18 protein-coding genes are annotated in these 14,092 nt (G+C 40.4%); 14 read left to right on the forward strand and 4 right to left on the reverse strand.

Translation table 11 applies throughout. The features are described from left to right. Positions 1-251: transposase (locus R7M92_RS24000; protein ID WP_206937396.1), on the reverse strand; the 251-nt coding region annotated here is incomplete at its 3' end. Between the two features lie 564 nt (positions 252-815). On the opposite strand from R7M92_RS24000, the gene R7M92_RS24005 reads away from it, so the two are divergent. The 12 genes from R7M92_RS24005 to R7M92_RS25130 all read left to right on the forward strand — a co-directional run bounded on the left by R7M92_RS24005 (position 816) and on the right by R7M92_RS25130 (position 9,881). After that, positions 816-1,121 (forward strand): hypothetical protein, encoded by a 306-nt coding sequence (locus R7M92_RS24005; protein ID WP_169567642.1) that lies wholly within the window; start codon positions 816-818, stop codon positions 1,119-1,121. 100 nt (positions 1,122-1,221) lie between these two features. Continuing rightward, positions 1,222-1,824: a hypothetical protein gene (locus tag R7M92_RS24010; RefSeq protein ID WP_140050539.1), complete on the forward strand. Its 603-nt coding sequence runs from the start codon at positions 1,222-1,224 to the stop codon at positions 1,822-1,824. A 127-nt stretch (positions 1,825-1,951) separates the two neighbouring features. Next, positions 1,952-2,335: a hypothetical protein gene (locus tag R7M92_RS24015; protein WP_025767063.1), complete on the forward strand. Its 384-nt coding sequence runs from the start codon at positions 1,952-1,954 to the stop codon at positions 2,333-2,335. A 10-nt stretch (positions 2,336-2,345) separates the two neighbouring features. Then, positions 2,346-2,588 carry a hypothetical protein gene (locus R7M92_RS24020; RefSeq protein WP_025767062.1) on the forward strand — a complete coding sequence of 81 codons (243 nt, stop codon included), beginning with the start codon at positions 2,346-2,348 and terminating at the stop codon, positions 2,586-2,588. A gap of 327 nt (positions 2,589-2,915) precedes the next feature. Then, positions 2,916-3,089, forward strand: a complete 174-nt coding sequence (locus R7M92_RS25125) for an HNH endonuclease (protein ID WP_140050538.1) — start codon at positions 2,916-2,918, stop codon at positions 3,087-3,089. Positions 3,090-3,291: 202 nt separating this feature from the next. Further along, positions 3,292-3,498 (forward strand): hypothetical protein, encoded by a 207-nt coding sequence (locus R7M92_RS24025; RefSeq protein WP_025767061.1) that lies wholly within the window; start codon positions 3,292-3,294, stop codon positions 3,496-3,498. Between the two features lie 352 nt (positions 3,499-3,850). Continuing rightward, positions 3,851-4,090: a hypothetical protein gene (locus R7M92_RS24030; RefSeq protein ID WP_025767060.1), complete on the forward strand. Its 240-nt coding sequence runs from the start codon at positions 3,851-3,853 to the stop codon at positions 4,088-4,090. A gap of 245 nt (positions 4,091-4,335) precedes the next feature. Next, positions 4,336-5,025 carry an HNH endonuclease gene (locus R7M92_RS24035; RefSeq protein ID WP_025634880.1) on the forward strand — a complete coding sequence of 230 codons (690 nt, stop codon included), beginning with the start codon at positions 4,336-4,338 and terminating at the stop codon, positions 5,023-5,025. A 7-nt stretch (positions 5,026-5,032) separates the two neighbouring features. Next, positions 5,033-6,220: a hypothetical protein gene (locus R7M92_RS24040; protein ID WP_025634881.1), complete on the forward strand. Its 1,188-nt coding sequence runs from the start codon at positions 5,033-5,035 to the stop codon at positions 6,218-6,220. 3 nt (positions 6,221-6,223) lie between these two features. After that, positions 6,224-6,490, forward strand: a complete 267-nt coding sequence (locus R7M92_RS24045) for a hypothetical protein (RefSeq protein ID WP_025634882.1) — start codon at positions 6,224-6,226, stop codon at positions 6,488-6,490. After that, complete coding sequence (locus R7M92_RS24050) at positions 6,490-9,513, forward strand: hypothetical protein (RefSeq protein WP_203347281.1); 3,024 nt, start codon at positions 6,490-6,492, stop codon at positions 9,511-9,513. Before R7M92_RS24045 ends, R7M92_RS24050 begins: the two co-directional genes overlap by 1 nt. After that, complete coding sequence (locus tag R7M92_RS25130) at positions 9,510-9,881, forward strand: RDD family protein (protein ID WP_025767057.1); 372 nt, start codon at positions 9,510-9,512, stop codon at positions 9,879-9,881. The genes R7M92_RS24050 and R7M92_RS25130 overlap by 4 nt, the downstream gene beginning before the upstream one ends. Here the strand turns inward: R7M92_RS25130 and R7M92_RS24055 are convergent. Both R7M92_RS24055 and R7M92_RS24060 read right to left on the reverse strand, forming a co-directional pair. Then, positions 9,878-10,597 carry a hypothetical protein gene (locus R7M92_RS24055; protein WP_203347283.1) on the reverse strand — a complete coding sequence of 240 codons (720 nt, stop codon included), beginning with the start codon at positions 10,595-10,597 and terminating at the stop codon, positions 9,878-9,880. The genes R7M92_RS25130 and R7M92_RS24055 overlap by 4 nt on opposite strands. A gap of 215 nt (positions 10,598-10,812) precedes the next feature. Beyond that, positions 10,813-12,021 (reverse strand): IS4 family transposase, encoded by a 1,209-nt coding sequence (locus tag R7M92_RS24060; RefSeq protein WP_032073033.1) that lies wholly within the window; start codon positions 12,019-12,021, stop codon positions 10,813-10,815. Between the two features lie 524 nt (positions 12,022-12,545). Between R7M92_RS24060 and R7M92_RS24065 the strand changes: the two genes are divergently transcribed. After that, positions 12,546-12,857 carry a hypothetical protein gene (locus tag R7M92_RS24065; RefSeq protein ID WP_025634888.1) on the forward strand — a complete coding sequence of 104 codons (312 nt, stop codon included), beginning with the start codon at positions 12,546-12,548 and terminating at the stop codon, positions 12,855-12,857. Positions 12,858-13,047: 190 nt separating this feature from the next. Then, positions 13,048-13,326 carry a DUF1524 domain-containing protein gene (locus R7M92_RS25135; protein WP_225455855.1) on the forward strand — a complete coding sequence of 93 codons (279 nt, stop codon included), beginning with the start codon at positions 13,048-13,050 and terminating at the stop codon, positions 13,324-13,326. 84 nt (positions 13,327-13,410) lie between these two features. Here the strand turns inward: R7M92_RS25135 and R7M92_RS24070 are convergent. Next, positions 13,411-14,092 (reverse strand): Tn3 family transposase (locus R7M92_RS24070; RefSeq protein ID WP_206947111.1); only part of this gene is annotated, 682 nt, incomplete at its 5' end.

Consider the following 14,092-nt stretch of genomic DNA (forward strand, 5'->3'; position numbering starts at 1 on the left):
CGTTCAAATACGCCAGCATCCCGCCACTCCTGAAATCGGCGATGAGCAGAGCTTGACGAGCATATACCGGTGGCATTTAGCGCATTCCACTGGCAACCCGTCCTGAGTACGAAGAAAATGGCGTTCATTGCAGCGCGATTATCAACCCGCTTGCGGTGCGTACCCAGCGGGTGTTGAGTTCTATGTTCCGGGATGAGAGGAGCCATTTTCTCCCAGAGTTCATCACTGATTTGCCACTTATTACCTGCCATACGTTGCCCTCATAAATTATCATTATGTATTATCTGACAATTCCTTTTGGGATAGGTTCTTAGATAATAATAAGTATTGCCTAGACAAAGAAGCATTAAAAGATGGTTTTCATTGGTTGGTTCCAGACAGGGAAATAGATCCGATTAACTGGTTTAACTCAACAACATGGCAGTATGTGAACGCTGAACTTTTAAAAATAGGAGACTAAAACAGGAGTAAGACTGAAACTAGAGATGACCTTGAATTAGATAAACTATCAAACACCTCTAACCCATTCGCTTTTGAATTAACTGAAAAATCTAAGGAAAACATGCGTTCTTTGGTGAAGCATGTAGATGGTTGAACTTGGAACGAGCGTCTTGATTCCATCAACAAAAAAGATGGTAATTAATATGATGTATCGTGGCTAGACATCAACAATGATCTTTATGGTGCGGGAAAGTGGTTTTATGAGCAAGCTAAAGAAGAAGCAACGCCTTCTCATAGGCGAGATTTACATGCGCTTGTCAACTATGAATACACAGGCGATTTTTTGTCGCTGAAGTAATGGGAAAATCGAAAATATGAAAATACAGTTAGTAGCTACGATCTTAGCTGCTCTTTCCTTGCAAGCTCAAGCAACGACTCAAGAAGAAATGGTAATCGAATTAGGTCATTCTATTGCGCTAAGTTTACTTGATGCAAAGTTGGAATTGGCTTGTGACTCCAACATTAACAACCTAGGTGAAATTACTCTCAAAGTTAATCAGGAGTGCGTTTCAACAATCAACAAACTTCGGTCAACGTTAGAGACAGAGCCGACAGCAGTAGACTTGGTTAAACAGGTTGATTCTTTTATGGATTCAAATTCTATCCCACTCACTAAGTAACTTGAGAGTATTGGAAAAATCGAACTTGTGCAAAAGGCATTTAACAGGTTGATTTGAGTGCCTTTGATAGAAGTAGTAATAACAACTTGGAGTGCAAACTTTGTCAAAGAATGAAATGCAATATGCAGTATGGCAGATGCCCCATACCGAAAAAGATTTAGCTGTTTTGGTAGATGCTGCTGAGTTACCTATTCTAGATCGTGGAGAGGAGGGTGTGCTAAACCCTGACACACCATTAAATGATGATCATTTAAAACTAAAGTTGGTTTACGGTGTGCTCATGTCCAATAACCTTCGAGGTTTACAAAACTATGAAGGGATGAATCACTTAGTTGATGTCCATCAGGATAAATGGTTAGTTCATCTAAAGCCAAACGATGATGAGGATAAACCATTAGAAGCAATCTATCTTGGATTTGAAGATATGATGGTTTTGCATTGCAGGGGATTAAGACAAGGTGATTTTGCTTTCGCTGCTCTTATGGGTCTACCTGATAGCTTGGAACTTCATTCAGATAAGCTGTGGGGTGTAACATCGTTCCTTCGTTTACATGATTTAGACATGGCTACAAACCTAATTAATCGAGAAATCATCATTTCGCTAGTCGAAGAAGAAGTTGTCGAGGCAGAACTAACTAAAGAAAATTGGAAATCATTTGTTAACGAGGGACTGGCAAAGTCTTTAGCTAAAAAAGTAGGTTAATTAGGATAGGGAACATATTAGCTCATAAAAACCTTAGATTTACCTTTTAGAACCGTAAAAATGCTTCAAAAATAAGAACGCAGACCTTAAAGAAAAAGTTAAGACAACGACCAAGGACTAACAAGAAATGAAAATAGTATTAGCTAAAGAAATTAGTGATAGCCTGAGTGAATATACAAATGCCGATAGCTCCATCTGCGTACAACAAGTTACCTTATGGTTTGATGTGATTGCTACAGAGTTGGAGCTAACTGAGGTATCTAAAGAGAAACTAAACTATATCACTACTCCTTCAATTATAATCAAGTTGAGCCAATCTAATCAGCGCATACATGACCTATTATTGGGGGTTGCTGGGTATCCAAATTTAGATAAAGAAGAAGCAGAATTTCAAGTTAAGTGTAGGCTATCAGTCCTGAAATCCGCATGGATGCACAGAGCATACGGTTTGACGTTGCAAGATGCTTTCACTGATGGAGAACTATTCTTTAACGCTCTCATCAAGATGTAGGTAACACCTTATGTTAGACAATATATTAGCTAGATATTGGCAACCTAAAGGAACCTCTTTACATAAGCACCATTTACAAGCAATTGTCATCGGTTTTGTATTAAGTCTAGTGTTACTTTTCGTTGGCGTTATTAATCGTGAAATGGCTTTTTCAGTGATGATCTTGATTGTCGTACTCCAGTTCTTAGGGATGTGGTTGGCTAGAAAGAGATTTGGTAATAGAAATCCCAATAAAGTTGGATATAAAGAGTAGTTCCTGCTGGATAGAGATAGTTACGAGCCATTGCAGATCTGGTCATATAACCAAGCCGATAAAGCCAAAAAAGAAGTCCCCAAATTGGTTAGGAAGCTACTTGCTCGCACTCAGATACATCGTGCTTGGTTACAAAGCGCAACTGGCTCATTTCAGTTGCCAGTTTTAGAGCGAATTTAACGTTGGAAGATAGTATTGGAATTAGTAACTTAGATTAGAAACCAACTCACCTATGACCCTGATAGTGGCATCATCCAGTGGAAAAAGTTGGGCAGAGGCCGCCGAGCTAATCTAGTTGCGGGATGCGTCAAGCGGAAGAAAGGCAACGTGTGGCGCAGAATTGTCATTGACGGTAAAGAGTACACATCTGGTCAAATCGCTTGGTCAATAATGACTGGTCATTTTCCTGATTTCATCATCGATCATAAAGATGGTGATTCTCTAAATGATAAATGGAGCAATTTACGTAGGGGGACAACTGCGTTGCTCAGAGAAATTTAGCTAGAAGTCGCCGCAACAAAACTGGTGTGACTGGAGTGAAACAGATCAATGGCTACTTTGTCGCCTACATCGGAGTGGGTAATAAGCAAAAGTACCTTAGTAGCACAAGTGACTTTTTTGAGGCTGTTTGCTTAAGAAAGCGAGCAGAGAAACAGTACAAATACAGCCCTAGACATGGGCTGTAATCAACATTGGAAAAAACATGCCAGAACCAAAACCTAACCACCGGAAGTTCGCGGACTTTATTACTAACGTTTCAGCCCTTGCTAGTGCCTATTTCTTAGTCCGATTTGTCCTAGATTTTTCTCTAGAAACTCTAATCGAGAATGAAAATTTAATGTGGTTCTTCATTTTCGCTTTTATTACTGCAGTGTATGGTTTTATCTACGGAAAAAACGGCAAAAAATGAGATTGTAAACAACTAGATTGTGTAAAAGGTATTGAATTACACCTACATGCTTATGACAACTGTCAAAATAGGCGATTCAAATGGATTAATGCCATCAGAACAACTTGATAACAAAGAGGGAGCCATGTTCAACATAAGAACTAGACACTCGTATGGCCACTAGAAGAACTGGGGGTGGTGCTTAAAGGTCAGTAAACCCGACTAAAACTGGTGATGCTGTTGGAGAGCTAAGTGATCTCTTAGATGTTGCCCTATACAACCGCCCATGTACAAGCAGAAGCGTAAGATAGATAAGCTAGTTAAGACGCTGCTGAAACCTAAAAAGAAACATTAACTGGATAAGGAAAACTGTATGACAAGTGTATATAAACTGATATGCGAGCGAGCCTATTTTGTTGGGTATGAGCAGCTTTTCTTGCCAAGAAGTTTTAGGCGGCTGGTTGCTAGAAGTGAGTTGCACAGAGCTTGGTTAGCAGGTAATCAAGGTAATATCGGTGCGACCGATGGCGTTTTGTATCGGAAATGGTTTACTAACCGCAAGCATCATACAAATGCCACTATTAAACAGCTATGGCGTAGCATAAATCGATAACCCGAAACATCAGTATTTATAAGCAACAGAAAAAGAAAGAAGCCACATCTTTACTCATAATCGCTCGCCATCCTCTACTGTTCACCTGCCCACGTTATAAAGATATCAATCGGAAAAGTACTCAGTTCGATCTTGGTATAAGCGCTTACTTAACGCCTCTCCAAATTATTCCTTGTTAATCATCCCAATTATTATGATAATTGGGGTATTGTAAAATATCCACAAATGACATATATAGGTGAGTAATGTTCATAGGTGTTAGTAGAAGCCATCAATGGCGTTTATCAGAACCACCAGAACCATCTGATGATAAAGACTTTCAACTAAAAAGGGTGGAGTTTTTATCAGATGTTGACTATCGATGTACTGATTGCCATTTTCGTTCAGAAAAGTATCAACATGTTCATCACAAGGATGGGAATCACAAACATAACGAAATCATTAACTTTGAGTGTAAATGCCCTCTATGTCATATGTGTGAACATCTGGGTTTTGTTGCAGATAATAAACTTGCCACTTTAGTTTTTTGTCCCTCTTTGACCCAGGAGGAGCTCAATGCTTACGTTCGAATATCTTGGGTTGCAAATTACTTAGCAAAAATCCAAGGTCCAGAAAAATGCGGTACTACGCTTCTGCGTATTGCACGCGATACAGGGCTCTGGATCGAGCTCCTTTCTGCTACGGCGCAGCAAGTAAGTCAAGTGTACAAAATAACCAACATTAGGGCACTAGCTGAAGACTTTCGTGCTATGGATGACAAAGAGTATTCCGAACGTCAGTTAAAGTACCCTCATTTAAGGTTGCTGTTTACTCCAGATCCCTTTTCTCGAGAGATAGAGGAGTGGAGTAGGAACCAAGACTTCTTTTCAGATTTCTATGACCCAAACAATTGGCCAGAAATAGTGAACAACCATATCTCTAGTTTAGAAGGATAGGATATTAATGAACACATATGGCGTAGCGATATTCAACGATGAAAAAAAACCTAGGAGTGGATTCTCTTGTGTCGATGGCAAGGTGAAGGAGTTTAGTTCCTATTCTGATTTGGAGATGTCTACAATTTGGGTAACTAACATTCAACACTCTATATTTCAAAAAGAAGCCCTCTACAAAGTACCTAACCTACGTTCGTCGCAATATTTAAGGTTGTCTTTACAACAGATAATGAGGGAGTTGAATGTTAAAAAAGATATTGAAGGTATTCAACATTTAGCAAAGCTAGTTCAGTCAATTGCTGCAGATCTACAGGGTAAATTCGAACTTAATCCGGACTACCTTCGATATCGCCTTGGTGGTGAAATCCCACAATACCTGGAATCACAAGGGTTCCTACCTTCTGAACTACTAAATATAAGTGAACTCGCAGACGCTTCAGCTAAAGCGGCATTAAATGATGCGTATCAGTCATTCCAAGGTACTGTAAAGTCTGCAAACGGAAAGATCTATCATTATACCTTACCAAGGGTTGCGCATTTCGAATACTTAATGAATCAAAACTTTCCTTTGGATAACAATTGGGAAGAATTTACGTTTAGTAGCGATGGGCCAATTGTTGCTGGATATAAAAACAAAGTACTACTCCCTGATACAGAAAAAGTCATAATAGGTTTAAAGAACCTCCATAAAAATACTGCTGCAATTCTAAATATCAAAGTAAAGTCTATCGACCCAAAGCGAGCTCAAAGTTTTACCTTTGGAATCGAAGGTGTGAAATCTACAACGAGAATATGGGCTGCTCTTCCAGAGGTTATTGATATTTTACGTTACTGTGAGGTTGAAATTTTGGGAGGCCTGAAAACTAATGCTGGTAAGTTGGATGTAAGGCCTGAAATAGACCTATCAAAAAATAGATATAGTTACTCTAAAGGTGTGGTCAGTGAAAATATTTGGTGTGCCTTAGCCGATAAAGTCCACTTAGGAAGTCAAAAACAAGCTACTGGCCTGGGAGTGTACCTCAGAGCATATGACAGGATTATTTGCTCCAAACTTGCGGAAGCGTTTATGAAAGCAGGTTTCGTCGGCGGTGGGTTTGGTGTCGGTGCGGCAAGGGTTTGGTTAAGTAGCCAAGATGTAAAAAAAGCCAATATTATTGCAGAAAAATTTGGCGCAATGCCAGATATCGGAGTGTAGAAAATGGAAATTGAACCGCTAGAAATTTTCTCAGATGGTCAAATGCCCGAGACATACAAAAAGCTTCAAGATTTGAATGTGTTCGGAAAGCTTAACTCACAGTTTCATAACTCGTTTGGGGTACAGGATGTCATTAAACTAGATCAAATTGAACAGCTAGATGATGCGGATAAGAAAGCTCAAATGAGTGAATTAATCACAGCCCTATCTACAAGAAGAGTGGATACTCAACCAGTTATTGCGAAGAAAGTAAAGAGGTTAACTATCTAATGGGAGCTCTTTCATTTTTAGCGAATCTAATCGCCTATAAACCCTATGAGATTTGTCAATTAGAAACAACATCAAGCATTGACCCTCACTCACTGCTAACTCACGATGGTTCAATGGTTACCCTACTAAAGTTGAACGGGGCTTACAGGTTCTACTCAAATAAGCAGGAGCTTGCCATACTTGACTTTATGGCAAGTAGAGCTCGACAAAATTTTACAGACAGTGGAAACAGAATAGATTTTGTTATCGATATTGATTCAAGTCGTTCTGAGAGCTTTGTGAACAAGTGTCTTAATACAGTGGACTCTGTATCAAAAACGATGGGCTACCAAAATGAGAAGTTAAACAAGACTGAAAAGAGCCTCATTTCTCAGCTAATTAAGCCAGAGATGACCTATATTGTATTGACTACGACACCCCAAACTCTTGATAGACCAAACATCAAAGAGGGTAATGAAAATAGAAAAAAATTGGCAGATGAATATGGTCACAGTTTAAGCAGTAGCTCTAAGACCCAGAATCACTGGGTAGAAACGATGCAGATTTACGACCAGCATCGTTCTTTTGTTACAGAAATGACTAATATTTTTTCTGAGTACGTTCTATTCGAAAAACTAGAGTCTCATCGTGCATTAAAGGAAATCAGAGATCTTCTATACCGAGACTTTGAAAACCAGGACCGTTGGAAACCATCCACACGACAAGAATCATCTCCTAAAATAATGAGCAATCATACCTACAAGGTTGATACTGATGAGATTGGGCATAGCTCCATACATTCGCAGATAGTAGAACAGCCTTTTGAGGATGCTAAAAGACCTGACTTTAAGTTTTTCAATGGTCACTGCTATACCACGCTTGAGCGTTACTTAGTCGGGGATGAGCCTATGTTAATGAGGAGTTTTATAAACCGAGTTAACAGAGATGTTCCTATGCGTATATCGTACACTCTGGTTTCTGGCTCCCAAAGTATACAAACCTCTAAAATGACTAAATCGAGTCTCACCACATTCGTTGCTAAAACTAACCCAATATCAAGTGAAATTCTGAAAGCCTGTAATAAGACAACAAAGTTCATTCAAGAAGGAGGGTGTGCAGTAGAGTGTTATATGTCGGTGACTGTTTGGGGTGATAACGAAACGGAAACTAATACACGTTTCAAAGCCGTACAAAGTGCACTTAGAGGTTGGGGAGGGGAAAGGCAACGTATGTGCTCATTTCCTATAGAGGGCCTTTTATCCTCTTTACCTGGCTATAGCTCAAGGCCTGTTGGGAGAGCGAGTAATGACAGTATTGAAACAGCCTTCTCGTCCGCTCCAATCATACGTCCTGCCTCGCCGTGGGACTCCGGCGTATTGCTCTATATCACACCTGATGGCAAGCCATGGCCTATTGACTTTGATTCAACACAGTCACATCACTTGAATTTAGTTAGTGGATCTATGGGTTCTGGTAAGTCAGTTCAAGCTGGTGTATTAACCAGGGCAATGCATTTCTTAGCTGGAACGACATCGTTGCCTCTTATTGCGGGGGTCGACTATGGTGAGTCAATATTATTCACTGCCGAAACTGTTAGGGCAAACCTGAAGAAAGAGGATAGAGCTAAAGTAGGGGCAATCAGTCTTGCCAATGAAAAGACAAGCGCTTACAACATGCTTGAGCCACAATATGGTTACAATAAATTGGCTAAGCCGGAGAACAACACTGCGACTGCTTTTGTTACTAAGATAGTCAATGGTGGCTCGAAACAGCCAATCCACGTACAACTTGATAACTGTGTTTCAGCAATAATTGACAGTATGGTAGCAAAGGCTATTTCACAGCCTAGGAAAATTGACCCTTCGCAACCCGGCGTCGATAAAATACAGAAAGAGCTTGCTCACCATCTTGTACAAAAACATTTAAAGAGCGAGTCGTCGTACAGCTACCTAAACGCCCGTAATGCCCTATACAAAGCATCGAATGAAGAAGGTATATCTAACGCTCAACGACAATATTTCCTAAGATTGTCAAAAATAGCTCATAGGTATATTTGGCCGCTGATCTCTGACTTACCCAAAGAGGTAAAGTCGGCTGAACAGCAAAGCGCTATGGGTTCTTTCAAAGTTGGAGGAGAAAAACTACTGGACCTAATTGGTGCTTCAGTGCAGCTGATGACAGATCGATATAGCGCAATTTTAGGCTCATATCCGATGGTAGATTACTCTGACCTTTCAATGCTGTTTGTAAACGCTAAACCAGTTGTAGATTCCGCCCCAGCAGCGATGAAAAATGCATGGTTTATTCTTGCAAAAGGTCTAGCTCAAAGGCATTTCTGGGTACATGAAGATGATGTAAAAAATGATGCAGATCCTGTGTTTTATAAGCGTGCACTTCGAATTGCTCGAGCGAAAAAGCCTTTACCCAAGTATTACTTCCAAGACGAATACGAACAGGCTCAATGTCCTGAGTTAGATGAAAACTTTGATAAAGAAGTAAAAACAGCGCGTAAGTATCGTGAGATCATCACTTTATTGACACAGATGTACGAAGCTTTCCCTCCATCTATTCGCGACTTGGCTACTAATACCTTCATTTGCAACATCCCAGGTGTAGGTACAGAACGGGTGATTAAGGAACAGTTTAAGCTAACAGATGATGAGTTTGAATCTATAGAATCGTATGTCGGTAAAGCTGGAATTTTAAATGGCATGGGGCGCGGAATCTTGTACATAGGTAAGCTGAAGAAAATACAAGCGCCAATTATTCAACCTATCGTATCGGTGTTACCTCCTGGCTTAGTATGGTCATTAGCAAGTGATGCCGAAGATGTTCATGTCAGAAGAAAAGTAAAAGAGGCATTAGGTGACTCAGTACCTTATGATGAATTGAATATTGCATTAGGACAGGTTTTGTCGTTCCCAGATATGAAAGCACTCATCAAGAAGAAGGGTGAAGTCGATGATATGACTGACAAAGATGTTTACATTGATTGTATCAATAGGGTTAAAGAACATATTTTATTAAACGGAGTTGGTACGTGATAAAGAGATTTTTGGCATTTGTAACCGACTATTGTTTGATTAGCTTATTATTCGGTATTTTAGAGTTTTACGTCTTTGAACTAAATGCGTTGACTATCCAAAGCATAGGTTATTTCTATGTGTTCTTTTTCTTTACGATGATGGGCCAATACATACTTTTGAAGAGGACGTTAGGGGAAAAAATATTCAAACTTCAGGTGCAAGGAAAAGAAGGTGAGAACGTTGAGGTTTCTACTTATGTGTATCGTTTGTTCGGTACTCTAATTTGCTTAACGGTGCCGATTTTGTTCTTGATAGTTGTTTTCCCTAAACGTCGATCTCTGTCTGACCGGATGAGCTCGAGTAACGTCAAAACTCGTATAGTTTAAAGAATCTTTTCTGTGGCAATATCTATTGGCTCATCAGGGGATATTGTCATTGAGTGGTTAACACGCCATAGAGAAATGGGTGAGCGACTAAATCTATCTAAGTTATAAATCGAATCGTCAATTTGAACCATACTCCGGTAAATCACTTTTCCATGATTATTCTTCAGTTGCAAGATAAAGCTCGGCGTGGAGTAGTCCGAAGTGTTTCTTTGCATCTGAGTGGTTAGTATTTTCTGAATACTGTAACGTTTTGAGCCATTATCGATTTTAGATATTAGTGCGGTAAAAACCTTGCGTTCAAATGATGAAGTAATAGGTACCTGATTTGTCAATGAAACGATTGGTTGGATGTAAACGGTGTGTAGCTTAATTCTTTCTGAGTGCATTTGGCATAAGGTTGCTAAGACGAAATAAGGTCCTTCCACTTCTTTAAGTGCCGATTTGGCTAAAGGGCTCACCAAACGGGTAAACGACAGACACGTGTCATCAATTACTAAAGAATGTTCTTTTAACTCAATAGTATTGGTGATGAACATGCAAAATGCTTGTGGGCGTCCAGGGCCTTTCCACCCAGCCCCGGTTTTACGATAGAGTTTTGAAAAAGCGTATCTCAAACCTGTTGGTCCGATAAATATGTATTTATCAAGAGTACTACTTCCAAAGAGGATTTTATTGGCAGACCTCTTAAGTTTGAATAAGTGCTGTTCAGCCGACATAGATTTTCCGGAGAAATGCCAATTTGATAGTGTGTCGGTTAATAAATGATAATACAGCCTTTCTAACTTACTCTCTCCATGCCGTACACTGGGCGTTCGTGTTGAAGTTGACTTTGGATTAGTTGAATCAGTTCCAGTAGAAGGGAGCGCTCTGTGATAAATAAAGGTATTAAAATCTGATTCTTCGGACTCAGGCGAAATACTGAGGGATCCCCTCATAATTTCCCCAAAGCACAACCATGTTTGAATAGATTTTGAGCAAGCAGGGTTGCAGCCGCGAGCAAGTCTTCCCTCGTTATTGTGTAGCCAGAATGCCGCAAAACTTCCATCCCTAAGCGCACTGTTGAGAGTACATTTCGATTTTTGACAGTGTTAGCTTGGAAGTGCTTATCCCAACCTTGTTTCTGACCATGAACTCCAGCAAGCCAAAATGTCAGTTGAAGCATTAGGGCGATTAGCAGCATGATATCAAAGCGCTCTGAGCTGCTAGTTCGGCTATGACGGAGGCCTAAACCGTAGGCTGGGCTTTTCAAGTCTCGGAAGGTTTCTTCAATTTGCATACGCTTCGAGTAGAGCCTAACAAGTTGCTTTGGTGTTCGGATTTCAACGGGCAAGTTAGTCGCTAAAACCCATGGTTCTTTTGTCGAAGCGGAGTAGATTTTAGGTGACGGATGATGACAATTAGTCCGTGTCGAACGCTGATTTTTTCGGCCTTTAGGACGTGATTTATACAGTGCAATTTGACATGAAATTGGGTTGCTCTTAGTCAACCTCTTATAGCCTAAAGTCTTTGAGCGACTTGAGGATATGCTATGTAAGTTGCTGATAGGTTGCCAGTTTTCCGCACCTAAATCTGCATATTGCACTTTCCCTCTGACTCGACTTAACCAGTACCAACCTAGCTTTTCAACGGATTTATACCATGGCACTTTAAAGCCAGCATCACTGACAATGAGCGGTGTAGTGTTACTCGGTAGAATGCTTGCAAGGTCGGCTAGAAATTGGTCATGAGCCTTCTTTGAACATTGCTCTGAAAGCGGAAAGGCTTTCTCATAAAGAGTAATAGAACGACCATGTAGTGCCACCGAAGCCCGCAATACCATAAGCCGTTTTTGCTCACGAATATCAGACCAGTCAACAAGAACAATGGGCATCGAATTACCTGAACAGATAAAGCTGGCATGCCAACGGTATACAGCGAGTCGCTCTTTGTGCAAGTGACGATTACCTAACAATCTGTCGATTCGTTTGATGTTATGTTTTGTTCTGGCTTTCGTTGGCAGGTTACGACCAAGTTCGGTAAGAGTGAGCGTTTTACATTCAAGTAATGCGTGGCAAGCCAGCGTTAAACTGTTGAGTCGTTTTAAGTGCAATTCAGGGCAGAATTGGTAAAGAGAGTCGTGTAAAATATCGAGTTCGCACATCTTGTTGTCTGGTTATTGATTTTTCTCAGAACCATTTGATCACATGACAAGATGTGCATCTACCTTAAATTTATGATTTTTATCAAAATCATTAGGGGATTCCTCAGGGCGAAATATCTCTATTTACCGCTTCTCTGCAACCTTTTATGTCTGAGTACAAGGGACAATTTTGCAGATGTTGGCCATGCTCATAATGATTCACCATGAATATGTAATCCCCCCTTTTACGTAGATACATTGTGGCTGGTGGTGATACACAGTGGCAATTGAGTACTGAATCAGAAAGACGGAGAATTTTTAATTTGGATTGGGCTTCTGGGCTTTTAATACGATTTTTAAGCAGCAAGGAAGGTTGTTCAAAAGTGTGATGTTCAGAGTCCAAATTTTTATCAGAACTAGATACAGTTATGTGCATGCGAACACCTATTAATAGAATGCAAAAATATACCACATTAGCTATGAGGCAATACCGCCTGTAAATCATTAAACGATGACAAATTAACTACAAAAGGCAAATATATAGTATGAGATATCTTCTAGTTACAGTTCATAATTATCCCAGGTTTTACAAAAGTGACGGTGAGATAGTTCACATTGATCTAAATTATGTGGATTCCAAAACTATTTCTTCATTAGATGAAAATGGAGATTTATTTCACGTTAAAGTATCTGGAAGTCCTCCGTGTGTTCGTGATATTTGGTTAATTGATTCGGTAGATGTGGCACTAGATACATTGGCTAGTTATGGGATCTATCCATTCAAGAATAAGGCCGCAGCAAGAGCGAATGCCAAAAGGCTTGGGCTTAGTGCATTCAAGTATATTGCTGTACCATAATAATCAATGGAAGTTTATGAAAACAATTTCTAAAGCTGTTCTTACAAGCATCTTATTGGTTTCTTTTGATGCTTATTCAACAGAGATATGGCGGGGTTTAATAGTCAAACCTGAGAATAGATGTTCTCCATACGATAAATCTCAACAATACAACTATTCTCAACGAGTAGAAGATCACATAGTAAGTAGTATGGGGGGATTGATATATGGCCCTTACACTGGCAGTTACTTTGAATCTGACCGATACACAGACATTGAGCATATAGTGTCAACAAGTGAAGCACATGATAGCGGAATGTGCTCACAATCCAGTGAAATGCGCATTCAATTTGCCAGTGATCTCCTGAATCTTACATTAGCTTCACCTACTGTAAACCGTTGTGGTGACAACGGTAAGTGTGGAAAGGACGCTGGAGAGTGGTTACCCCAAAAAAACAGATGCTGGTTTGCTAATAGAGTGGGGTTCTAGGGATTTTCCCCTCTAAAAAGACATAATCCTCTGTAGACCACACCAATAAATGGCTGCGGAGGTGGTTTACTTTCAGCTTGGAGCCTAATCATCCACTATCGGCCTTGTTATTTCGCCAATATTGGGCAATTTCCCAGTATTAGTGAAGTTATACGTTCCGCTTAAGTTGATATTTTGCCACGCAACGGGCGAAACAGCACGAGTGATACCCGCTTTCTCTTCATCTCCTCTCGCTTCAAAGTGTCCCAGCAGATGACTCAGTATCGCGGAGTTGAAGTAGATGATCGCGTTGGCAAGCAATCTTGCACATTCATTCCAGATAGCGATTTCACTCTCGTTTTTGCCTCGGAACTGATCGCCATTCACCGACGCAATAGCCCGTCTCAGGAAGTGCCACGCTTCTCCCCGGTTAAGGGCACGCTGAACGTACTGCCGCAAACTGGCATTGTCTATGTAATCCAGTAAATATTGCGCTTTGACCAGTCGATTATACTCCGTCAGCGCCTGTAATGTCGGGTGCCCCGAAGGATAACCAGACAACTTTCTTACCAGCATTGCCTGTGTCGTTCGCTTTGTCTGAAGTGACAGAACAATGCGCCTAATATCCTGCCATCCCGTTTCGATGACATTCGTCCTGATGGGCTTTTTCAGGGCAAGGTTGGTGCCGCCGTGTTCATTTTCAGTTACGGCAAACAGATCATTGATGACACTACTGAACTGCGCGTATCGCGGTGCAAAACTGTAACCGCATAGATCCAGTAAGGCG

This window comes from Vibrio sp. Vb2880, from assembly GCF_033337975.1.
GTDB classification, from domain to species: domain Bacteria; phylum Pseudomonadota; class Gammaproteobacteria; order Enterobacterales; family Vibrionaceae; genus Vibrio; species Vibrio alginolyticus.